18 protein-coding genes and 1 pseudogene are annotated in these 23,460 nt (G+C 53.9%); 12 read left to right on the top strand and 7 right to left on the bottom strand.

Features of this window, described 5'->3' with window-relative positions; translation table 11 throughout:
• Positions 1 to 89: 89 nt before the first annotated feature.
• Together PLIM_RS13065 and PLIM_RS13060 are read left to right on the top strand one after the other, a co-directional pair.
• Positions 90 to 3,110: a DPP IV N-terminal domain-containing protein gene (locus tag PLIM_RS13065; RefSeq protein ID WP_013110794.1), complete on the top strand. Its 3,021-nt coding sequence runs from the start codon at positions 90 to 92 to the stop codon at positions 3,108 to 3,110.
• Between the two features lie 168 nt (positions 3,111 to 3,278).
• Positions 3,279 to 4,025, top strand: coding sequence for a hypothetical protein (locus PLIM_RS13060; RefSeq protein ID WP_013110793.1), 747 nt, complete (start codon positions 3,279 to 3,281; stop codon positions 4,023 to 4,025).
• A 27-nt stretch (positions 4,026 to 4,052) separates the two neighbouring features.
• Here the strand turns inward: PLIM_RS13060 and mnmG are convergent, their stop codons facing one another.
• Both mnmG and PLIM_RS13050 read right to left on the bottom strand, forming a co-directional pair.
• Positions 4,053 to 5,894, bottom strand: a complete 1,842-nt coding sequence (gene mnmG, locus PLIM_RS13055) for a tRNA uridine-5-carboxymethylaminomethyl(34) synthesis enzyme MnmG (protein WP_041401727.1) — start codon at positions 5,892 to 5,894, stop codon at positions 4,053 to 4,055.
• A gap of 72 nt (positions 5,895 to 5,966) precedes the next feature.
• Complete coding sequence (locus PLIM_RS13050) at positions 5,967 to 6,482, bottom strand: hypothetical protein (protein ID WP_013110791.1); 516 nt, start codon at positions 6,480 to 6,482, stop codon at positions 5,967 to 5,969.
• Between the two features lie 144 nt (positions 6,483 to 6,626).
• On the opposite strand from PLIM_RS13050, the gene tpx reads away from it, so the two are divergent.
• The 5 genes from tpx (at position 6,627) to PLIM_RS13025 (ending at position 11,330) form a co-directional block, all read left to right on the top strand.
• The gene (tpx, locus tag PLIM_RS13045) at positions 6,627 to 7,130 is read left to right on the top strand and encodes a thiol peroxidase (protein WP_013110790.1); all 504 of its coding nucleotides are present in this window, start codon (positions 6,627 to 6,629) and stop codon (positions 7,128 to 7,130) included.
• 193 nt (positions 7,131 to 7,323) lie between these two features.
• Complete coding sequence (locus PLIM_RS13040) at positions 7,324 to 8,259, top strand: YihY/virulence factor BrkB family protein (protein ID WP_013110789.1); 936 nt, start codon at positions 7,324 to 7,326, stop codon at positions 8,257 to 8,259.
• Between the two features lie 200 nt (positions 8,260 to 8,459).
• Entirely contained in the window at positions 8,460 to 9,338 is an 879-nt protein-coding gene (locus PLIM_RS13035) for an alpha/beta hydrolase (protein ID WP_013110788.1), read from the top strand.
• Positions 9,339 to 9,398: 60 nt separating this feature from the next.
• Positions 9,399 to 9,947, top strand: a complete 549-nt coding sequence (locus PLIM_RS13030; protein WP_041401725.1) for an REP-associated tyrosine transposase — start codon at positions 9,399 to 9,401, stop codon at positions 9,945 to 9,947.
• 201 nt (positions 9,948 to 10,148) lie between these two features.
• Positions 10,149 to 11,330 carry an ankyrin repeat domain-containing protein gene (locus PLIM_RS13025; RefSeq protein WP_052301574.1) on the top strand — a complete coding sequence of 394 codons (1,182 nt, stop codon included), beginning with the start codon at positions 10,149 to 10,151 and terminating at the stop codon, positions 11,328 to 11,330.
• A gap of 399 nt (positions 11,331 to 11,729) precedes the next feature.
• On the opposite strand, the gene PLIM_RS13015 is transcribed toward PLIM_RS13025, so the two are convergent.
• Complete coding sequence (locus PLIM_RS13015) at positions 11,730 to 12,086, bottom strand: addiction module protein (protein ID WP_041401722.1); 357 nt, start codon at positions 12,084 to 12,086, stop codon at positions 11,730 to 11,732.
• 271 nt (positions 12,087 to 12,357) lie between these two features.
• On the opposite strand from PLIM_RS13015, the gene PLIM_RS22930 reads away from it, so the two are divergent.
• The 3 genes and pseudogenes from PLIM_RS22930 (at position 12,358) to PLIM_RS13000 (ending at position 15,268) form a co-directional block, all read left to right on the top strand.
• Positions 12,358 to 13,542: a prolyl oligopeptidase family serine peptidase gene (locus PLIM_RS22930; RefSeq protein ID WP_013110783.1), complete on the top strand. Its 1,185-nt coding sequence runs from the start codon at positions 12,358 to 12,360 to the stop codon at positions 13,540 to 13,542.
• Between the two features lie 81 nt (positions 13,543 to 13,623).
• Positions 13,624 to 14,169: pseudogene (locus PLIM_RS25030) on the top strand (REP-associated tyrosine transposase).
• 370 nt (positions 14,170 to 14,539) lie between these two features.
• On the top strand, positions 14,540 to 15,268 hold the full coding sequence (locus tag PLIM_RS13000) for a hypothetical protein (RefSeq protein ID WP_013110782.1): 729 nt from the start codon (positions 14,540 to 14,542) through the stop codon (positions 15,266 to 15,268).
• A gap of 424 nt (positions 15,269 to 15,692) precedes the next feature.
• Here PLIM_RS13000 and groL read toward each other — a convergent pair whose 3' ends face one another.
• The 3 genes from groL to PLIM_RS12985 form a co-directional block, all read right to left on the bottom strand.
• A complete protein-coding gene (groL, locus tag PLIM_RS12995) occupies positions 15,693 to 17,312 on the bottom strand; it encodes a chaperonin GroEL (RefSeq protein WP_013110781.1) in 1,620 nt (539 codons plus the stop codon).
• A gap of 158 nt (positions 17,313 to 17,470) precedes the next feature.
• Positions 17,471 to 17,785, bottom strand: coding sequence for a co-chaperone GroES (gene groES, locus PLIM_RS12990; protein WP_013110780.1), 315 nt, complete (start codon positions 17,783 to 17,785; stop codon positions 17,471 to 17,473).
• A gap of 320 nt (positions 17,786 to 18,105) precedes the next feature.
• On the bottom strand, positions 18,106 to 19,125 hold the full coding sequence (locus tag PLIM_RS12985) for a glycosyltransferase (RefSeq protein ID WP_013110779.1): 1,020 nt from the start codon (positions 19,123 to 19,125) through the stop codon (positions 18,106 to 18,108).
• A gap of 323 nt (positions 19,126 to 19,448) precedes the next feature.
• Here PLIM_RS12985 and PLIM_RS12980 point away from each other — a divergent pair, with 323 nt between their 5' ends.
• Complete coding sequence (locus PLIM_RS12980; protein WP_013110777.1) at positions 19,449 to 20,060, top strand: peroxiredoxin family protein; 612 nt, start codon at positions 19,449 to 19,451, stop codon at positions 20,058 to 20,060.
• 136 nt (positions 20,061 to 20,196) lie between these two features.
• On the opposite strand, the gene PLIM_RS12975 is transcribed toward PLIM_RS12980, so the two are convergent.
• Positions 20,197 to 21,477 (bottom strand): AAA family ATPase, encoded by a 1,281-nt coding sequence (locus tag PLIM_RS12975; RefSeq protein ID WP_013110776.1) that lies wholly within the window; start codon positions 21,475 to 21,477, stop codon positions 20,197 to 20,199.
• 400 nt (positions 21,478 to 21,877) lie between these two features.
• On the opposite strand from PLIM_RS12975, the gene PLIM_RS12970 reads away from it, so the two are divergent.
• A complete protein-coding gene (locus PLIM_RS12970; RefSeq protein ID WP_013110775.1) occupies positions 21,878 to 23,428 on the top strand; it encodes an ABC transporter permease in 1,551 nt (516 codons plus the stop codon).
• The last annotated feature ends 32 nt before the right edge of the window (positions 23,429 to 23,460 follow it).

Raw genomic sequence — 23,460 nt, 5'->3', positions numbered from 1 at the left:
GTTTGTACTCCTTGCCCATGATTCACTCCCTGCCGATGGCCTGGGCGTGATACCTTTCCTATAGAATATCCTACCTTCAGGTGCATGATATGAATTATCGCTCTCTCTATTTATCAGCAGTGGTTGCGAGTGCTGTCGTTCTTTCCATGCAGTTCTCTCCTGGCCATCGGGTCTCTGCTGCCGACAATCCGGCTGAGAAACTCACCCTCGATCGAATTTTTAACTCGAAAGATTTCGACGAACAACGTGTGGGGAGCTTCCAATGGAGCCGGCTCTCGAACAGCTATTTTTCATTCGAGAAAGAGAATCCTCAGGCGAAGTTTGTCAGCCTGATGCGGATTAACATCCAGACGGGGGCGAAAGAAGTTGTCATTGCAGGGAACCTGCTCATTCCACCAGGAAGCGAACAGCCACTGGCCGTGCAGCGTTTTCAGTTCACCCAGGACGAATCAAAACTGCTGATCTATACCAACAGCCAGAAAGTCTGGCGGCAGAATACTCGTGGCGACTACTGGCTGTTTGATCTCAAACAGCAGAAGTTGACCAAGCTGGGCGGGACAACTCCCCCCGCGCAGATGATGTTTGCCAAGATCTCTCCCGATCAAACGAAAGTCGCTTTCGTCTATGCTCATAACCTCTATGTTCAATCACTGACGGACTGGACGGTGACTCCTTTAACCACGGATGGTTCGGAGACGTTGATCAATGGGACTTCCGATTGGGTGAACGAAGAGGAACTCGCGATTCGAGATGGCTGGCGCTGGAGTCCGGATAGCCAGTCGATTGCCTTTTATCAGTTTGATACGACCGGTGTGCCACGCTTCACCATGATTGATCATGGCCAGCAGAACTATCCCAAGGTGATCACATTCCCTTACCCGAAAGTGGGTGAAAAGAATTCATCGACGCGTGTTGGTGTGGTCAACATCTCTGGTGGCAAGCCCACCTGGATTGAACTCCCCGGTGATCCTCGCGAGCACTACATCCCGCAGGTCGAATGGACACCGGCGGGTGGCCAACTCCTGATTCAACAGATGAATCGTCCGCAGAACCGCAATATCGTCTTCCTGGTCGATGTGACTTCCGGAAAACTTCGTACGGTGATGACAGAAGTCGAAGAGACCTGGATTGAGAACGACAATCCCGTCAAATGGCTGGCAGGCGGCAAGGAATTCCTCTGGATCAGTGAGCGTTCGGGCTGGAGGCACGTCTACCGTGCGAATCTGGAAAGTGGCGAACTTCAGGTCATCACTAGGGGATCCTTCGATGTGATTGATGTCGAAGCCATCGATGAGACCAAAGGGATTCTCTACTTCGCTGCTTCGCCGGAGAATCCGACTCAGCGCTATCTGTATCAGGTGCCCCTTCGAGGTGGCGAAATTCAGCGGGTGACTCCCGCCGGGCAATCCGGCTGGCATACCTATCAGATCGCACCCTCCTTTGAAGTTGCGATCCATACTTTCTCGAATCTGACGACCCCTCCGCTAACTGAAGTTGTTCGACTTCCCAGCCATGAGGTCGTTCGTACGCTCGCTGATAATCAGGTGCTTAAAGACAAGCTGGCACAGTGGAAGTTCCCGCAGCCGGAACTCTTCCGGGTTGATATTGGAAATGGCATTGAACTCGATGGCTGGCGGTTTGCACCGGCACACACAAAAGGTGAAAAGCAGCATCCTCTATTCCTGCATGTCTATGGAGAGCCGCATGGGCAGGTGGTGCGTGATGTCTGGATGGGGAAACGCGGCTTCTGGTACAGCATGCTGGCCCAGGAGGGCTATATCGTCGCGGCTGTTGATAATCGCGGCACCATGTCTCCCCGCGGGCGTGACTTCCGCAAATGCGTTTATAAGCAGATCGGGCTTCTCGCCTCACAAGAGCAGGCACTGGCTGTCAAAGCCCTGTTGGCGAAGTGGCCCTTTGCAGATCCTGCCCGCGTAGGGATCTGGGGCTGGAGTGGTGGTGGCAGTATGAGCCTCAATGCACTCTTCCGCTATCCCGAGATTTACAAGATGGCGATTGCTGTCGCGCCAATGCCTAATCAGAAGCTCTACGATACGATCTATCAGGAGCGCTATATGGGGTTATTAGGCGATAACCAGGAGGGATACAAGCAGGGCTCGCCGACGACGTTTGCGAAACAACTGCAAGGTGATCTGCTGCTGATTCATGGGACGGGCGACGACAATTGCCATTATCAGGCAACCGAGCAGTTGATGAACGAATTGATTGCGCATGGAAAGCAGTTTTCAGTCATGCCCTATCCCAGCCGGTCGCATAGTATCAGTGAAGGGCGGGGAACGAACTTTCATCTCTATCAGCTCATGACGAATTATATCCATGAGAAGCTCCCTCTAAAGAGTTCCCCGGCAAGTGAAAAAGCACCTGTTCCAGTAGCGGTTGCAGACAAGACCCAGTCAGGCATTTCGCAAGCTTCGAAGGAACCTGTGGAGAAAGAAAAATCCGGGGTTGAAGCCTACGATGAGGCTTTCATTCAAGGCTGGACAGTTCGCATTCATCGGCAACTCAAGGTCGAGAATTCCGAGAAGCTGAAGAAGGCACTGGAACTTCTGGAGGCACAACTCAAAGAAGTCGTGCAGGTGGTACCGCCTATGGCAGTACAGGAGCTGAAGAAAGTCACAATATGGTTGTCGCCAGAATATAAGGGGATTCCTCCCAAGGCTGTGTATCACCCCAGTCGTCAATGGCTGGTGGCGAACAATCGACTTCCCGAAATGGCCCGCGCGGTTGAATTCACCAACGTGCTCATTTTTGAAGAGGAGTCTCGTCGCATGCCCAATATCACCCTGCATGAACTGGCACATGCTTACCATGACCGCGTGCTGACGGGGGGCTATGCAAATGCTGAAATCATTCGTGCCTATGAGGCTGCCAAAGAATCAGGAAAGTATGAGCAGGTCGAACAGAGATTTGGTAATGGTCGTTCAGTAAAGACCAGAGCTTATGCGATGACCAGTCCGATGGAATACTTCTCCGAGTCGAGCGAAGCCTACTTCTCAACGAATGATTTCTTCCCATTCAACCGCGAAGAACTTGTTCAGCATGATCCCAGTTTAGTGCCTGTGCTGAAGGAGCTTTGGGGTGAAAGGTAGGTAATCCCAGAATGAACCTCAAATCTCAATCGCAGCGACTAAATCTTGACGCTTTATAGACCTGTGAGTCACAAATTCAGCGAGAACTGGATTTCTTGTCCCGGAAACATTTAACTCTTCGTATGCCGAACGTGAAGGAGAAGTCTACTCGATCAGTAGGGAAGAGTGATGTTTGGTTGGTTCAAACCCTGGTGTCCGGTTGATCCTCATGCAAAAGCATGGGTCGAACAACGTCTCATCTGGTTGACCCGTCAATTTGGGAAGGATGTGTTTACCCGTCGTGCCGTGATTCTTCCCACGGATGACTTTTTCCCAGAGATGAATCTTCAGTCGCCAGATGGAGTCAAGCGTCTTTTTCATCAAGTATGCAGCTACATGGATGTCGATTCTGAGCGAGTCATCCTCAAAACATTTAAGATTGAGAATCCTCTTTGGCTGGTCAACCAGCAAGGGAAGTATCTCCCTCCAGGAGCTGCTGGTTTATATGAGCAGAAAACTGGTAAAGCGAAAATACATATCGAGATCAGCGATCTGACTCAGGCTGTGGATTTGATTGGCACCATGGCTCACGAACTATCTCACTTGCGACTGATGGGTGAATACCGTGTACAAGGTGATGAGTACGACAACGAGCTTCTGACAGATCTCAATGCTCTGTTTCATGGATTTGGGCTATTTCTGGCAAATAGTCCCAGAAATTGGGAGAGTCGGAACTCCAGATGGCCTGGGACGAGTCACATTCGTCCTGAATATATGACACCTCCCATGTATGGCTATGCCCTGGCGCATCTGGCATGGTTGCGGCATGAGACGAAGCCAGAGTGGGTGAGCTATCTTCGCGGTGATTCGAAGACCAACTTTCGTTATGCGCACCACTACTTGCTGAAGACAGGTGATTCCTCTATGAAACCCTGATTTGATCGATGGGCTTTACCTCTTCACTCAGGCACTTGTCAGTCGATCACGTTCTTTAATATGCAGCAGCACGATGGAGAGATCAGCCGGGGTGATGCCGCTGATGCGGCCGGCCTGCCCAAGATCGGCGGGTTGGATGCGGGAGAGTTTTTCCTTGGCTTCTTTGCGAAGATGTTGAATCGCGTGGTAATCGAAGGCTGTCGGAATGCGGACATTGCTCAGCTTGGAGGCTTTTTCAATGTCGCTATCCTGTCTGCGGATATAGCCTGCATACTTGGTTTCGATTTCCAGTTGCTCAGCCGCTCGCGTAGAAATCGCCTGTGCAGCCACGACGGGTGAAAGTTCTTTTAACGTCTGCCATGTCGTTTCGGGTCGGCGAAGGATTTCTTCGAGTGTGGCTCCTTCGAATCGCTCTTTGCACAGTAGCTGACGGCCTGCCTGCAGGTCTTGCGTGTACTGTTCAAACGCCGTCCACCGCTCCTGATCCACTAGCCCCACATCACGTCCTTTGGCAGTCAGCCGGAGGTCGGCGTTATCATGGCGCAAAACGAGGCGAAACTCGGCCCGTGAGGTAAACATCCGGTAGGGTTCATCAACGCCTTTGGTGACAAGATCGTCAGTGAGCACGCCCAGATAGGCTTCGCTGCGATCCAGGATCAATGGTTCCCGGCTTTGCAGCGCCAGCGCGGCATTGATCCCTGCCAGCAGGCCCTGACCAGCCGCTTCTTCATAGCCAGTGGTCCCATTGATCTGCCCGGCGAAGTAGAGCCCCTTCACAGACTTGGTTTCCAGTGACGGCAAAAGTTGTGTCGGCGGTGCGTAGTCATATTCGACTGCGTAGCCATAGCGCATGATTTCGGCTTTTTCGAGGCCTTTGACGCTATGAATCATCTGATCCTGAACATCGCGAGGCAGGCTTGTCGAGATGCCATTGCAGTAGATTTCGCGGGTGTTGTAACCCTCGGGCTCCAGAAAAATGTGGTGCGAAGACTTATCGGCAAAGCGGACGACTTTGTCTTCAATTGATGGGCAATAGCGCGGTCCGCGCGAGTTGATCTGCCCCGAATACATCGGCGCGCGGTGCAGGTTGGCCCTGATGACCTCGTGGACCGATTCGTTGGTTTCGGTCAGCCAGCAACTGAGCTGCTGCTGGTGGAGTTTGGTCGTCATGAATGAGAAAGGCTGGGGGGCGTCGTCGCCGGGCTGTTCCTGCATGACGCTGTAGTCAATCGTGCGGCCATTAAGCCGGGCGGGTGTGCCGGTTTTGAAGCGTTCGAGCTGAAAGCCGAGTTCGCGAAGTGAATCGGAAAGTGTTCCCGTTGTGCCATCACCGGCCCGTCCGCCGGGAGTTTTAGCTTCCCCGGTATGCATAATGGCTTGCAGGAATGTCCCTGTGGTGAGAACGACGGCACGAGCCCTGTAAATGGCACCTCCGCGCACCAGCACGCCTGTCAGCTGTGGTCGGTTACCGGGAACATGCTCCACAAGGAGCCGTTCTGTGGTCTCTTGTCGAAGCGTGAGATGGGGTTGTTCTTCAATTCGCCGCTTCATGTCGAACTGATAGAGCTTTTTGTCGGCCTGGGCTCGCGGCGAGTGCATCGCGGGCCCTTTGCTGCGATTGAGCATGCGGAACTGCAGGCCGTTGGCGTCGATGACTTTGCCCATTTCGCCGCCGAGGGCGTCGATTTCACGAACAATCTGACCTTTGGCAACACCGCCAATTGCGGGATTGCAGCTCATCTGGCCGACGGTATCGCAATTCATGGTGAGGAGGGCGGTTCGCGCACCGAGCCGAGCCGCTGCCAGTGCTGCTTCGCACCCTGCATGACCGGCGCCAATCACGAGCACATCAAAATCGTAGGTCGACATTCGCTTGCCAATATCCGCAACAAGTACCAATCAAAATCTCATTGCCAATTGTGACAAGTCTGTCGGCTTCTGTCACATTTCCGGCAGATTGTAATACTTCGAATCTTTCGAAAGTGTGGCGGTGGCGCGGTTTCCACGAAGGCCCCAATCAACAGTCACTACATACACTCGCGATGCTTCTCCAGGTACATCAAGGCGCACGATCGCTTGTTTCTCTTGGAAAATCTTCTTGGATCGCACCAGAAATGGGAAAATCATGCGTCCATCGACCGAAACAGATCCTTGCAAAAGTGTCGATTGCCCTGGCGGTTGTAGCGTTTTCCATTCTGGGAATGAATGTTTCGTGTCGATGGCCTCCTGCACGATTTCCTCAGGCGAGTTGGTGTGAATCAGTCGGCAGCGGGCGGATTCATTCCAGGGGAAATCTTCGGCAGTGAGTAACCGCAGGTGAGAAGTGCCACAGCCCTTGTAAGAGGTCGGGAAGATCCAGTAACTGACACCGTTTTGCCGGATATCGAGCAGCATGACGCCAATGGTCAGTAATCCCAGTGTCGTCAAAAAGGTGATCGCCGAGTTAGAGAGACGCATGGGCTGGCCTTTCTGCGGTCACTATGGATTCGCACTGAACAGACCTGTTCCTTTGAAACTGCTGACCGACCTGCGATACTTCCTGTTGAGAGCCGGATCAATGGATTCGCTGAACAAACTCATCTTTCAGGGGGAGATGGCATTATGAAGCGTGCTGGGGCAACAACACTCAAGGGAAATCCTGTCGATCTGAAGGGCCGTGCGATTGTTGTGGGAGATGTCGCACCCACATTTTCACTGCAGGCCAACGATCTCAGTGAAGTCACACTGAGTGGCAAGACCACCATTATTGCCACGGTCCCTTCGCTCGATACTTCAGTTTGCGCTCTCGAAACCAAGAAGTTCAACGACGAAGTCAAGAATCTGCCGAATGTCGATGTCTTCGTCGTCAGTATGGATCTCCCCTTTGGCAACAAGCGCTGGTGTGCTTCGGAAGGGGTCGAGAACATCAAGACGCTCTCCGCTCATCGCTGCACCGATTTTGGTGTCGATTACGGCGTGCTGATCAGCGGCGGCCCACTCGATCGTTGCCTCGCCCGCGCTGTTTTTGTGGTGGGTGCCGATGGCAAGGTGAAGTACGTCGAATACTGCAAGGAAATCGCCGATCATCCCAACTACGAAGCTGTGCTCGCAGCTGCGAAGTCGTAACGCTCTGTGTGGGATGGAATCACGGGTGAACCCATGGGTGCCGGTTAGTAAAGATCGTCACCCATTTTTGTTCGCCTCTCAGTGATGTTCCCGCGGCGTTGATCTCGCCTGATACCTGATACCTGATACCTGAAGCCTCGTCCCGGTTCCACTGTTTCATTCCTCTGTCATATTCCAGCGGTGGAATGTTTTTATGCCCATGGTGAAGCGATTGAGTTTTCGAGCAGTGGTCCACGTTTTTGTGGATGCCGGCCGTGAATGGCTGGCTCATAAGTGTCCGAGGCTGGGGGCTTCGCTCGCGTTTTATGCCATTTTGTCACTGGCTCCATTGGCTGTGATTTCTGTCGGGCTGTTGAGCATGATTGTCGGTGGGGAAGTCGCTCGTGGCGAAGTGACCGACCAGATGCGTGAAGTTGTCGGTGAGGAAGCGGCCCAGATCGTCAGTTCAGTTGTGGCCAATACCCGCAAATCAACCAACGGATTTATCGCGACCACGATTGGCATCATTACTCTCGTGGTGGGAGCGATGGCGGTCTTCGTCGAATTGCAGGATGCCCTCAATACAATCTGGGAAGTCCCGCCTCATCGTACGACAGGCTGGTGGCGGTTCATTAAAGATCGATTCCTGTCGTTTTTCATGATTTTCGGCATCGGGCTGCTGGTACTGACTTCGATTGTGCTGAGCCTCATTGTGACCTCGTTAGGTAAAGTCGCGACCGATATCGTGCCAGCCACACAATCGCTGCTGCAGTTTTCCGATCCTTCGATCAACTTTGTGGTTTTTGTGCTCCTCTTTGCTGGTGTTTTTCGCTGGCTCCCGGATGTCTCGCTCACCTGGCGGGATACGGCTCTCGGTGCCGTCGTGACCGCGATTCTTTTCCTTCTGGGCAAGATCGCGATCTCGTTTTATCTCCACCAGAGCGGTGTGGGGAATGCTTATGGGGCCGCCGGTTCGATCGTTGTCTTCCTCGTGTGGATGTACTACTCGATGCAGGTGCTGCTCTTTGGGGCCGAACTGACGAGATCGTTCTCGCTCAACCTGGGAAGTGGTGCCGTGGTGGGCGGTGAACGCATTCCCCGCCGTGGCAGCGAGACCGAATCGATGCCCGCTGTGTCGTCTCCTTCCTGAAGTTTTTCCCTCCGGTCGGCGAGTGCTGCCACTGATTCTTCAGCGAGGGAGAATCCTTCAAGCCTCATTGAGCATGTAGCCGAAACTGGAATTGATAGGGCGGGATTCTGGCCACGATCTGGCGGGATAATCCGGCAGATTCTGCTGGTCTTCATTGCTCAATACGGTGGAACGACAGACGAAGGGAGGAACACGCCGACATGCGCTGGGTCTTCTTCCTGCTGATACTGGTTCAAGTCGTTCAGGCCCAGGGATGTCGTCTGCTGGGGCCTCTCTCGCCGCTCCGGCCTGTCGAACAGGTGCTGGTCTACCCCAACTTTTCTTCCCTCATTGCAGGGGGCGAGCAAAAGCCCGGCGAAGTCTTGCCGCCGGGCGAGCAGGTCACCATCGAAACCCCCGATCGTCAAAAGCTGGATGGTCGCTACTTCGCCCATCCCGCTCCTCAGGCCGTTGTGCTTTATTGTCATGGGAATGCAGGGACTGTCGATCAGTGGAGTGTGCTGGCTGCCCGGCTGAGTCGTCAGCATCGATTAACAATTCTGGTCTTTGACTATCGCGGATATGGCCGCAGTACGGGGATTCCTCATGAGCGGGGAATTCTCATCGATGCGACCGCTGCCCGTGACTGGCTGGCCAAACAGAATCAGATCGCACCTGAAGAAGTTGTGCTGATGGGCCGGTCGCTGGGCGGAGCGGTTGCGGTTGATCTCGCAGCGAATGGTGGAGCCCGCGGATTGATTTTGGAAAGTACCTTCCCATCGCTCCCGGATGTCGCCCGGCAACACGCCGCCTGGCTCTTGCCCGAATGGAATATGACCCAGCGGCTGAACTCGGCTGAAAAGCTGAAGCAATACCAGGGCCCTTTATTGCAAAGCCATGGCAATGAAGATCAGCTCATTCCCCTGGCACTGGGAGAGAAGCTCTTTGAAGCAGCCCCCGGGCCCAAGCAGTTCGTCGTCGTACACGGGGCCAGCCATGTGGATGACCACATTCACCTGTGTGCCGCCGAGCGAGAACTCTTCTTCCGCAGCCTGCCCGTCCCGCAGCCCAAAAACATCATCGACGGCCGCCTGCCGTAGCCTTGCGTAGGGTGGGTTAAGGCTCTGCGCAACCCGCCAACCCTAATGATCAGAATTACCATGAGCGATTATCGCCGGAACTACCACGGCCGAACGTTCTTCTTCACGGTCGTAACAGAACGCCGCCGTCCGATTTTGACGACCGATACCGCCCGTCACCATTTGCGTCAGGCGATACGCACTGTTCGCAGAAAGCATCCCTTTGAGATTGTTGCGTTCGTGCAGTTGCCCGACCACCTGCACACTGTCTGGACATTGCCCCGCAATGATGTTGACTATTCCCGCCGCTGGAGGTTGATCAAAATGTATTTCACCAAGGCGTGGCTTCAAGAAGGGAATGCCGATGTCACGCCCAGCACCAGCCGCCAGTCGAGAGGTGAGCAGGCGATCTGGCAACGACGCTTTTACGAACACACTTGTCGCGACGAGGAGGATTCGAAACGCTGCATCGATTACATCCACGCCAATCCGCTGAAGCACGGCTTGGTGAACCGCGTTGCCGATTGGCCTTGGAGCTCATTTCATCGGTTCGTGCAAGCTGGTGAATATACCCTGGAGTGGGGCCGCACGAGTCGATGGGACGACGACGAATTCAGTGATTTTGAGTGATGCCGGGGATGTGTTCATCACAATTGCGGGATGTGTGAGATGATGGTGGGTTGCGCAAAGCCTTAACCCACCCTACAAGGCTACATGGCTCTTCTTCCGCCGCCTGCCCGTCCTGCAGCCCAAAAACATGATCGACGGCCGCCTGCCGTAGTGATCTATAGTGTTTAATTCATGGGCAAATTGCCCTACAATGAATTGACTATGGATGACAACTCACTGACCAACTTGCTGAAGACCATCTATTACGGAACCATCACAGAGTTTCGTCAAAAACTGACACCAGAGACCTCTGTTAACACCGCTGATAGTGACGGTAATACACTCCTGATGCATGCCGTACGGAGTGAGGATGCAGAGAAGGTCCAGCACTTGCTGGAACGTGGAGCAGATTTCACTGGCATCAATCGCTTCAGCCAGACGGCTCTCGACGTGGCTGTGGAACAGAATTTCTTACCCGGCATCGACCTCCTCTTAAAAGCCGAAGCGACTCAGAATGCCCTCCCGCAGTCTTCGCTGAAAATGCATTCCGAACAAACGCCTCCTGGAAGATTGCCAGTCATCTCCAATGCCTGGAGCATCGAAGCGGTCAGGCGACTAGTCGATGCGGGACATGACCTGAATCAGGCGGATGAAGAATTCAAGCGCGAATATCTCGGCTTAAGACCTGATGCCACATTCGAGTTAAAACTCACGCCGGAAGAGTTTCAAGCACAAATGGCGCCGCGTGATGGCTTGACCAACCCTGAGTTGATGGAAGTCCCCTTCTGGCGGGAGATGGTGCGTACGGGAGAGAATGCCTATATGGGGTATCGACATTACGCGGGCGAAGCCGAACCAGACTATTCGCGAAAAGTCTGGACCTACGATCGTCACGGTGCCCCGATTGTTTCACTCCCTGACGGCCGCTTTGTCCGTATCGCAGGTGAACACGAAGACTATTACGACTCCGACTTTTATATTTTCAATGACATCACGGTCTTTGATGGCAAAGGGGGATTCCAGATCTGGGGATATCCCCGCGAAACTTTCCCGCCGACAGATTTCGCTTCTGCCACACTGGTTGACAATCACATCTATATCATTGGCTGTATAGGTTACCGGGAGCAGCGAAACGGATCGGTCACACCAGTCTACCGCCTGACACTGGATTCCTGGGAAATCGAACGTGTGGAAACAACAGGCGAGAATCCTGGCTGGATCTGGGAACACACTGCAAAACTCAACGCCTCTCAGGATGCAATCCTGATTCAAGGCGGTCAATACATCGAAGTCACCCCTCACGGTGGATACGAATACAACCTCAATCCACACCGCCACCAACTCGACCTGAAAACAAGATGTTGGACAAAACTCAATCAACAGGATTCTGCCAATCTCGTGTAGAAAAGAATTAGCAAATGAAATCGCTACTCTTTTTCGGCAGATATTTTAGTTTTCTTAATCTCCAGGGCAAACCTGCTGTCTCGATCGAAGACAAATCAATCTTCCATTCGGCGCTGGGAGTACCGTGTGCGGCGAATTGTATGAATGATCGCATAGAAGTCGAGAGAGTCTGTCGTGGCTTCAAAGATGATGAGATAAGGGAATCGGTCGAGGCGGTAATGTGTTCGTCCGAATTGATCCTCGCAAAACGAGTGGGATCTGACTGGATATTGTTGATTCCCCGGCGGACTTCGCTCAAGAATTCAGTTGCCAGTCCATCGCGTTGGGCATCGTACCAATCATACGCGAGCTGCAGGTCGGAATCGAAGAGCGGGTGATAGCGAGTCTGTCTGCTCGACATCAGCGGCCTTCCCACCGCTTCCAGAAATCATCGTCAGAGATCGCCTGCACTGTGCCGGTTCGCATCTCATGTTGGCGGCGGGAGATTTCCTGCTGGTCCTGCTCAGAGAGTTCGAACTCTTCGGCCAAACCTAATTCGCTGGAAAGGAACTGGAACAACTCTTCCTTCTCCGCGCGGGTCAGGAGTTTGATCGATTCGAGGTCGATGGCCATATTGTCCTCGCGGGTTGCCGCTGCGCTGCTGTTCTGGATGGGAATTACAACATTGAGTGTGCCACAGTAAGTCGGCGGACTCAATGCCGTTTTGCGCGAAGCGAGTTGTTGAGGTGGTGGCTCTGAGATGGCTGGAGAAATCACGGCTCGCGAGTGAAGACACGCCGCTTGGACGGTTGCGCGGCCTGCCTGTCGCCAGGAAACGTGTATGCCTCGGAAAGAAGCGGCTGAGAGTCTCACAACGGATGCCCTTGAGTTCTGGAAAACTCCATTTGGCACTGCCACCCCAAAAGAAATCATTAAATGAGCTGATCCACGCTCAACCTCTTTTCAGGATACCACGGCCAGATTACTGTAAGTATGCGCATGTGTCTTTGGCTGAAGGGTTCGATCCATGAATCTCCGAAGGGGTGTTATGTCTGGCCGTTTTGTCATTTTCTCGTTGGCGTTCCTGTGCATCGTTCACGGATGTTCTTCTCAGGCAGGCAAAAATCCTGCCGGTGCTGATGGATCGGCTTCTGAACAGAAACTGCAGGTCACAGAGCCTCAAGAGCTGGCGAGTGCGGCTCCACTGGCGACGCAGGATTCACCGGCCACCAGTGATCCACTCCCCACCAGTGATCCTCAGCCACAGTCTCAATCAGCCCGCCCGGAGTCATCGGCCGCCAGCGAGGCAGTCGTCATGACTCCTGCACAGCCTCCCGCTGTCAACCCGCAGGCGGCTGCCGGCTCACCCGCCGCTGTGACAGCTTCTCCGGAAGCTGCGACGAACAAATTCAACGAAGCGAGGAAGAAACTCCAGACAAAGATCGTCTCGGAAATTCCTCGCTCTGGGCCGCCGGAAGTTCCGCCCAAGTCCTCACAATTTCAATTGATTCGCTACACCAGCCCCGTGGGCAATCTGGCGGCGTATGTCACCAGGGATCCCCGAGATGGAAAGCGGCATCCGGCAATCATCTGGATTACAGGTGGAGACTCTAACGAGATTGGCGATGTCTGGTCGCCCGCCGATCGTGACTTCGATCAATCGGCAAGTGCCTTTCGCAAAGCGGGGATCGTCATGATGTTCCCCTCGCTTCGCGGCGGCAACAACAACCCCGGCGTGCGGGAAGGCTTCCTGGGCGAAGTGGATGACATCCTGGCGGCGACCGATCACCTGGCGAAACTGCCCTATGTCGACCCGCAGCAGATCTATCTCGGCGGACACAGCACTGGTGGCACCCTCGTCATGCTGGTGGGGGCAGCCAGTGATCGCTATCGAGCGATTTTCGTCCTGGGGCCGGTCGCGTTTGCCAATCAATACGATGGAGAATATGTCTATGGCGACACCTCCAACCGGACGGAAGTTGTTGTCCGCTCTCCATCATTCTGGCTCGATTCGATCCAGTCTCCCATGTATGTGATTGAAGGTGATACCGGCGGAAACTGGAATACGATCCGCTCGATGCAAAAGAAGAACAAAAATCCGCAAATCCACTTCCTGAAGATCCCCCGTAAAACACATTTCAGCGTCATCGGACCGGTTGCCGAGAAGCTGGCCCCGCAAATCATCGCCGGCCAGGTCACCCTGACCGAAGAAGACGCCGAAGCCATCAAGTAGCGAATGCCTATTCGGAACCGAGAGTTGTAGGGTGTGGTTAAGGCTCTGCGCAACCCACCAACCCCAAAGACCTGAATTCCCATGAGCGATTATCGCAGGAATTACGACGGCAGGACATTCTTCTTCACAGTTGTCACAGAACGCCGTCGTCCGATCTTGACCACAGACGCCGGCAGGGACCATTTGCGTCAGGCGATTCGCATGGTTCGCAGGAAATATCCCTTTGAGATCGTTGCGATCGTGCTGCTTCCGGATCACCTGCACACCGTATGGACATTACCTCGCGACGATGTTGACTATTCACGCCGCTGGAGGCTGATCAAAATGAATTTTACCAAAGCGTAGCTGAACGGTGGGGGCTCTGATGTTGCCGCCAACGCAAGTCGCCAGTCCAAAGGAGAGCGGGCGATCTGGCAACGTCGTTTTTACGAACATACTTGCCGCGACGAGGAGGATTTGAAACGTTGCGTCGATTACATCCATGCGAACCCTCTGAAGCACGGCTTGGTGAACCGTGTCGCCGATTGGCCCTGGAGTTCATTTCATCGGTTCGTGCGGGCGGTTTATCCCTTGGAGTGGGGCCGCACCTGTGAATGGAGTGGTGACGAATTCAGTGATTTGGAATGAGGGCGGGAGATGTGTCCACCATGCTTGGGAGATGTCTGCGAAGCTGGTGGGTTGCGCAAAGCCTTAACCCACCCTACGTAGCTTGTGCCCCGTATTTCGTGCCATGCTTGCGGTTCTGGGCAAGCATGCTTTGGGTCTTTATAAGGATCAATACTAAACGAGAATCCGGCATGCTCATCCAGAGCTATGAGCATGGCACGAAGAGTTCTGACCCCTGAACATGCCACCCAGCCCGGTGGAAATTAGAATTTCAACCGGGGCCACCCTGCGGTCACAACTCAGACGCTAGGCGACCGGTCGACTGCTCTGAACCACCAGCCGATGTTTTGTGTCTATAATGTACGGTCCAGAATATGTCGAAAGGGATGAGATGAGAAGTGATGACGGTCCAGATCCTCGCAAGAAAAAGCCGAAGCTCTGTATGTTTTGCTGTGGGGACAAGACGCAGGGCAAAATGAGCAAGGAACACTGGGTTCCCAAGTGTCTTTGGCCTGATCAAAAGCCGGTCGGCATGAAAACCTTGCCAGCACACGTCTCCTGCAATCAGTCTTTCGCAGACGACAATGATTACTTCCGCACAATTGTGAGCATGTACGAGGGAAGTGAGAAGCATTCTGAAGCGATGAAGGTGATCGGCGGCCCGCTAAAGAAACTAATGACGGAACGTAGGGGCCAATTCGACCGATATACCCAGAATGACTTCAAGGTTCGGTCACGATACACGGATGGCGGAATTTACCTCGGGGAGCAGTTGGCCTTTCCTATAGACGATTCTCGCATGTACCGCGTACTGGCCAACATCGTCCGGGGACTCTTCTACACAGTTGTAGGCCGCCCGTTGGAGGTGGATCGACGCATTCTGATCAATTACACAAAGGGCGAGAATGACCTGGAGGTCCAAAAATGGGCAAACAGGATGTACGGCTGGGTCGGATTCGGTGATGACACGTTTCTATGCCGGTACACGTTCGTGGAAGGATTCACGGACATCGCTTGCCATCTTTGGTTCTACAAGAATCTGATGTTCGATGCGATGAGTTGTGGTCCCGAAGAAAACAAGGAACCTTGGGACAAGGTTGCGGGGCGGATTAGCTACTAGACGAGAGGCGATCAAAGTAGGCTTCAGGTCCGAAGAGTTTCAGATAAGCCTTGTTTTAGGCGATAGCTGCTTTGAGTTTCGTTTCGTGATATCTGAGAGAAATAAACTGACCGTATTTCCTGATGTAAGCCTTCCAATGTTCGGTCGCCCTCGGAAAGTACAAAACACCCTTCAGTTCTGATTTGGATTTGGGAGGGTTCTTGTATTTGTGGCGGTCCTAGATTCCGGAGGGCATCAGAGATTTGGGAAAATGTCGTGAAGGATGTAGCCAACCACACCACCGAAGAGGACACAAAGGATAATGGTCGGGATTGGCATCATGGGAAAGGTGATGTGTTGCGGAGGCGGTAAATAAAAAAAGAGAGGCTGCTGGTTTTCACCAGCAGCCTCTCTTTTTGGAGCCGAATCAGCTTTTCAGGGCTGTTTAGTACATGTCATGGTCGCCGTGGCCGCCGTGGGCTTTATCTTCGGCCTTGGGCTTCTCGGCGATCAGGCAGTCGCTGGTCAGCAGCAGGGTCGAGACGCTGGCTGCGTTCTGGAGAGCGGTGCGGGTCACCTTCACTGGGTCGATGATCCCGCTCTTGACGAGGTCTTCGTACTCGCCGGTGGCGGCGTTGTAGCCCATGTTCCCCTTGAGCTCGGAAACCTTCTCGCAGATCACCGCGCCGTCGACGCCGGCGTTGTTCGAGATCTGTGTGAGAGGTGCCCGGCAAGCCCGCAAGATGATGTTGAAACCGGCGGTTTCATCATGGTTCAGGCCAGTGGGCTTGAGGTCGAGCGAAGCGCGGAGCAGGGCGACCCCACCACCAGGAAGAATGCCTTCTTCAACAGCAGCGCGGGTGGCGTGCAGAGCGTCTTCAACGCGGGCCTTCTTTTCCTTCATTTCGCTTTCGGTGGCAGCACCGACATTCACGCGGGCCACGCCGCCGGAGAGCTTGGCAATACGCTCTTCGAGCTTTTCCTTGTCGTAGTCGCTGGTCGAACTGGCCAGTTCACGACGGATCTGCTCGATGCGGCTCTTGACGTCGGCAGCCTTGCCGGCCCCTTCGATGATGGTGGTGTTGTCCTTGTCGATGACGATCCGCTTGGCGCGGCCGAGATCGGAGAGTTGGACGTTTTCGAGCTGGATGCCGAGGTCTTCGAAGATCGCCTGGCCGCCGACCATGATCGCGAGATCCTGGAGCATGGCCTTGCGGCGGTCGCCGTAGCCGGGAGCCTTGACGGCGGAGATCTTGAAGGTGCCGCGGAGCTTGTTGATCACCAGTGTGGCGAGGGCTTCACCATCGACTTCTTCAGCGACGATGAGGAGTGGCTTGCCGCTGTTGACGACCTTCTCCAGCACAGGGACGAGATCCTTGATGCTGCTGATCTTCTTTTCGTGGATCAGGACATAAGCGTCTTCGAGGACGCATTCCATCGTCTGGGGATCGGTGACGAAGTAGGGGGAGAGGTAGCCGCGATCGAACTGCATCCCTTCGACGACTTCGAAATCGGTCTTGAGGCTCTTGCCTTCGTCGACAGTGATGACGCCGTCTTTGCCGACCTGTTCCATGGCGTTGGCGAGGATATCGCCGATTTCGGTATCGCCATTAGCAGCGACAGTCCCGACCTGGGCGATGGCCTTCTTGCTCTTGCACTCGACGGCGGCAGCCTTGAGCTTGCCGACGATCTGCTCGACGGCCTTATCCATGCCGCGCTTGAGGTCGATGGGGTTCACACCAGCGACGACAGCCTTGAGGCCTTCGACGTAGATGGCTTCGGCGAGAACAGTTGCGGTGGTCGTACCATCGCCAGCGTTATCGCTGGTCTTGGAAGCGACTTCGCGAACCATGCGGGCGCCCATGTCTTCGAACTTATCGGCCAGTTCGACTTCCTTGGCGACGGTTACGCCGTCCTTGGTGACAGTGGGGGAGCCGAAGCTCTTTTCGATGATCACGTTGCGGCCGCGTGGGCCGAGAGTAACGCGGACGGTCTTGGCGAGCTTGCTGACGCCGCGACGCATCGCTTCCTGGGCTTCCTGGTCAAATGCAAGAATCTTGGCCATTGAGAAACTCCTGATAGAGAGGGTGGGTCAAGGTGTTGAGCCGCCTTCTCGGATGAGATTTGTTGAGTCGTATCTATTTGAAGGAGGAGCACTGCTGGGCCAGCCAGCAGTGGCACCCGGATGCCATGGCATCCTGTATCGTCAGTTAAAAGCAGCCACTAGGCGATGATCGCGAGGACGTCGCTTTCGCGGAGGAGGAGGTAGGTTTCATCGCCGACTTTGAATTCGTCGCCGGCGTAGGAGCTGAAGATCACCTCATCACCCACTTTGACAGTGAGGGGGATGCGGTTGCCGTTGTTCTTGACATGCCCTTCGCCAACGGAGAGGACTTCGCCTCGCTGTGGCTTATCGGTGGCAGAATCAGGCAGCACAATGCCACCAGCGGTCTTCTTTTCGGCTTCGGCTCGTTTGAGCACCAGACGGTCGCCGAGAGGGGTCAGCTTGATGCCGTCTTTGGCAGCCTTTTTGGCCATCGTGAGAACTCCTCGCTGTCAAAATCAGTAGTTGGATACGTTCAGACTGTCAGTCTGGTGGGATACGCCACCGTGTGCAATGAGTGAGGAGCGAAAACCATGCCAGCAGTGTCGTATTGACGTAACACGCATATAGGAAATGAGTTGCTGCTGCAGGTTGGCGTTGGTTACCTGCCAGAAAAGGTGCTGCCAAGGCCAGCGACGACGCTTTAGCTGCCAAACTGGCAGTGAACGAGAGAAGGTGGGAGGCGAGAAGGGAAGAAGGGAGGAAGGCAGGAAGGCGAGAAGACAGGAAGGGGAGAAGGGATAAAGTCAGGAAGTCAGGAGGGGGTGGAGGATTGAGTGGTCGGGAAGACGGCGTTCAACCAGGCGGGGGCCCAGGTTGAGGCAGCGAATTGTTCACTCACCACGCGATACCCCGCGATGCCGACTTGGGCACGCAGTTTCGGGCTGGCGATCAATTGCTGGAAGGCCTCGCGCCATTCGCCAGCCGTGCGAGCGAGAAAACCCGTTTTGCCTGGTTCGATGAGATCGACATTCATCCCGACGGGACTGCAAATGGCAGGGATGCCCAGGGCCATATATTGCAGGGCTTTGCAGCCGCATTTGCCGCGAGTGAACTCCTGATCCGGGAGAGGCATGATCCCCATGTCAAAAGTCGTGGCAGCGGCAATTTCGGTTTCGGGTGACCAGCGAATGAATTCGTAAGGCACGTCCTGGAGAAGTTTCAGATCGCAGTTCGAGAGATCATCAGCAATGAGTTTCACCTGCACCTGACCTGGAAATTCGGCAATGACAGGGAATACCTCATTCAGGTAGCGGCATGTGGCCCGCGAACCTGTCCAGCCGATGGTTAATAGTGGATTCGGAATATTTACTAGTGATTCATATTTACTAGATAAAGATGGATAGCGATTTAACTCGATAGTCGTAGGTATGATTTCCAGCTTTGATGTATGCACGCGGGTTTCATCAGCCAGGAACTGGTTGCCACAGATGACGAGATTCGCCGAGCGACACATGGCGCGGAATCTCGACATGCGGCGGGAATCGGGGCTGCCATCGCTTTTGCGCATAATCGCATCATCGACATCGAAGACGAGATGTCTGGTATTCCGCTTGAGCCAGGCAAGTTCGAAAGGGTGGAGTAATCGCTGTTGGATGAAGACTGAATCAAACTTTGCCAGTTGTGAGTATTGGCGAAGGCGACCCCACAGATGAGGTGAGAATTCGATAATGGTTGCCGCATGGCCCACAGTTTCGAGGTAGGGGAGATACTGCAATGCGCGAAATCGAAAGGATGGTCGGTCCCGCCACTGGCCTAGAAGTGCGACATTCACTGGAAAGAATCCCTGTCATACGAGGCCTGCCCATGATTTCCCAGGTGTCGTTGTGGAGTCATCCATCGGGCCAGCTGGAAGGCTGCGAAGCAGTGTAGAGCGACTTGATTTTCTTGGAAAGTTGAATGTTTGGCAGAGTCTCGGATGTTCCATTGGGGCTGCTGGAAGATGATGGGAAGTTTTTTGATGAGCCGATGTTATCGGGAAAATCTGTCACTTGTTGCCGTGAATTGTATCTCAGAGTTTGTGAACTGCTGGAGAGCACTTGTCTGAGAGAGTGATCAGCGGGGGAGAGTCGATTCACTTTGAGAAGGGATAAGAAAATGCTGAAGACGGTTATCGCGAATTTTCGACAGCGTCTGCGATATGAGTGGCTCGTGCCCATGCTCCTGGTGGCGATGAGCGGTTTCTGGTTCTCGGTCGCGACGGCAGCACCTCCGAAGTCGGGAGAAGTCGCCCCTGATTTTGAACTGGCCAATGTTGATGGGGGGACGACAAAGCTATCGACGATTGCAGAGCGCGGGCCGGTTGTGCTGATTGTGCTGCGGGGATTTCCGGGCTATCAATGCCCGTTGTGCAATGTGCAGGTTAATGATTTTCTGAAGTCGCAGGAGAAGTTTCAGCAAGCAGGGGCACAGGTTGTGTTTGTCTATCCTGGTGCTGGAAGTGGACTTGCCCAGAAGGCGAAGCAGTTTCGCGGAGAGCGCGTGATTCCCGAGCACTATACGCTGCTGGTCGATCCCGATTATCAGTTTACGAAGCAGTACGGCTTACGCTGGAATGCCCCGAATGAAACAGCCTATCCAGCGACATTTGTGCTCAATAGCGACCGAAAGATTGCCTTCTCAAAAGTGAGTGACAGCCACGGCGGGCGAACATCGGCCAAGGATGTCCTCGAACAGTTGGCGAAGAGTCAGAATCAAAGCGCGAAGTAAATTGATAGATGAGAGGCAGCGTGTGCCGGGGTGCATTCCGACACACGCTGCGGGCGTGATTGAGACATTGATTGACGCGACCTATTGATAAAGTTGAGTTCAGCTCCGTCGAGATTTTCAGGTCGCGACAACAGGTTTATGTCGCTCCAAAACCAATCGGTTTTTTAGCGGTTTCTGTGCGACGGGATTGGAATTCGGCCAGGGCACGATTCCAGTCGATCTCCTCTTCATCGAAATGCTGCATGGCCAATAACGTTTTGAGTTCTTCCAGTTCGGCGAAACTCATCCCTTCGGTCTGGCTGACAGCGAGAGGGATATCAATCTGCCGACGGAGGATTTCCGACCAGTGGATTTCCATCAACTGGCGACGCAGTTCGACATTTGGTTTGGTGAACTCAATCATCAGGTCAATGCGGCCTGGGCGGCGCAGGGCATGATCGATCTCGTTCCACTGCAGATTACTGGCGAAGAGAAAGACCGTACCATACCGGCGGTCAATGCCATCGAGTTCATTGAGCAGCGTACAAATATCAGTCGAATTGTGGTTCTCCTCGCGCCGCCGGATGAGTTCGTCGAAATCATCGAAGAAGATGATCCCGGGGGAACCCAGCGAAAGAAGTTCTCCTACCTCACAGCGATGTTGCGCAGCGCGGAAATGAGCAATGGAAATCGATTTCCACGCTAATCTGCGTTTCTCAGCTTCATATTTGAGCCAGCGAGCTGCCATGGTTTTGCCATTTCCTGGTTCTCCGCGCAGGAGCATGCCGCGACGAATGGCGACACCAAGTGCTTTCATGGATGCCGCATTGCGTGTCAGGACGCCAATGGTGTTTTTCCAGAGTCGCTCGCGAAGCGAGTCCTGCATCAGTGGTGCGACAACTTGTGAGCGGGCCTTTTCCAGGCGTCTGAGTTTGTAGTAGAGCGCCAGGAATTGCCGCTCGGCGACCAGCCAGACATCTCTCGTGAATGACGGGCATTTTTGAGAGGTTTGCTGGATGAGATTGATCACGCGGCAATCCCCAGTGCGGAGCGTGATCTGGTATTCTCGCATGCCGAAAACCATGCCCTGACGATGCGATTCGGCATCGATGTATCGTACGGGGGGTTGAGTAGGAAGTCCGCGAGCGATCGGGCCACGGGAATTCTGGCCCAGGAGAAATTCACCCACCCAATCGAGAGTGAAGGGGATCACGGGTTCGCCAAAGGTTTTCTGGCCAAGTTCAAGGACTTTGGCCAGATCACGATTCGCCAGGCGATCAAGCTCAGCACGAGGCTTGCTCGCCGTGTGGAGAGTGGTCGATTCGGTCGCGAATTCATCGGTGGTGTCTGTGCGCAAGGAAACTGGCAGTTCCAGAGTTTCCTCGGCTGCGGCTTTTCGGATCATGGCTGGTCGAATGGTTGAGGTTGTGTTTTTCATTGCCGGTGTTGGACACATCGCACGGAGCGAGGTTCGCCTCGCTGATTGGGATCAGGTTGTTCGCGACAGGGATCTGGGCTAACAACTTTGATGAAGGTAATGTTGTGCCGTTTGCTGCTTTCCTACTTTGCTTATTCGTCCCATTTTATTGCTGGCTGAGGGGATGGGAGAAATAGCGGGATGTGGAAGTCTGGTGTTGGTCTTGGCAGTTTTTGCCGAAAGTCTTAGAGTCGGGATCGATGGGCTCCGAAAAGCGGTGGAACCGCTATATCGGAATTCCGGCTTCCTCGTGTTGATGTTGGGCTTTGAGATGCTGATCAGGGCATCGCTCAATCCTGAACTGACGGAGAATTTCGGAATTTACTAAGGCAGTTCGGCCAAAGGATTGGCGAGAAGCGACATGTATAAACTGCTCTTGTGTCAGAAGTATCTGCGAACCAGATACATTGCGCTGGCCAGTATCATCAGTGTGATGCTGGGTGTGGCGACCATGATTGTCGTCAACAGTGTGATGGCGGGTTTTTCCAGTGAGATGCGTGATCGGATTAAGGGGTTGCTCTCTGATGTGGTCATTGAAACCAATGGCTACGATGGCGAGAAAAATCCCGATGCGCATGCGGCACTCGTGAAAAAAGTCGTCGGTGAACATATTGCCGGCATGACGACGACTGTCGAAATCTACGGGATGATCAGCTTCGAATATGCCGGCCAGTGGATCACCAGGCCCGTGACGTTGATTGGAATTGATCCGCAAAGTAAAGCCGAAGTTGGCCCACTGGTCGATTACCTGCAAAGTTATCGACAGGAAAAAGAGGGCGATGAAGTTGTTCGTGAAGCGGAACGGCAGGCGAACGAGCCGCCGGGCTGGTCATTAACAAGCTCGGCACGAAACTACCGCCGGGATCGAGCCGCTCAGGAGGCTTTCTTTCGCGAGCAGAGACTGCACGATCAGCGTCAGCGAGGTGCTGCTGTTCCTGAAAATCGCAAGCCAGCTGTGGATGACAGTGTGGTCGATCCCTTTGCCATGGAAGCGCAGGCTAATGGTGCCGCAGTGCCACCGGCTCCTGTGGATCCGACAGAACCACTTCCCGGCAAGCTCTACATTGGAGCTGGACTCATCAGTTTTCCATTCGAAGATGCCGAGACAGGGAAAATTCGTACCCAGTGGATGGTACGCACAGGTGATGATGTCAAAATCAGTACGGTGACAGCCGGGACGCCACAGCCTGTCTATTTCAATGCGACTGTCGTCGATACGTTCAAGAGTGGAATGAGTGAATACGACTCTTCACTGGTTTTTTGCAATCTCGAGTACCTGCAGCAGGTTCGCGGGATGGTGCATCCCACAACGGGCGAAAGGGCGATTACTTCGATTCAGTTGAAGCTCAAGGATTTCCGATCTGCGGGTGAAGTGGTTGATAAGTTGCGGGCCGCGTTTCCGCCGGGGCTGTATACGATTCGTACCTGGGAACAGAAGCAGGGGCCTCTCTTGGCTGCTGTGGATGTCGAATCATCCATCCTGAATGTGCTCCTGTTTCTGATCATTACGGTCGCTGGCTTCGGGATTCTGGCCATCTTTTTCATGATTGTCGTGGAAAAGACACGCGACATCGGAGTGTTGAAAGCTCTGGGTGCCAGTTCAACGGGCGTGATGTCAATTTTTCTGCTCTATGGACTCTCTTTAGGAGTTGTGGGGAGTGGTGGCGGTGTGGCCTGCGGGCTGCTGTTTGTGAGGTATATCAACCAGATTGAACTGGTGATTACCTATATCACGGGCCGCAAAGTCTTCGATGAGCGGATTTATTACTTCCCTGAGATACCGACATACATTGATCCCTGGATGGTCGTTTCTGTCGCACTCGGTGCGATGGGGATTGCCGTGCTGGCCAGTATTCTGCCGGCCCGCAGAGCTGCCCGGTTGCAACCAGTTCAGGCACTGCGTTCTGAATAATTGATTGTGGTTTCCTGTGTTCAAACAAGCCA

The organism is Planctopirus limnophila DSM 3776 (assembly GCF_000092105.1).
Classification (GTDB): Bacteria; Planctomycetota; Planctomycetia; order Planctomycetales; family Planctomycetaceae; genus Planctopirus; species Planctopirus limnophila.
The sequence above is the reverse complement of the archived record's forward strand: the minus strand, read 5'-3'. Positions and strand labels throughout refer to the sequence as shown.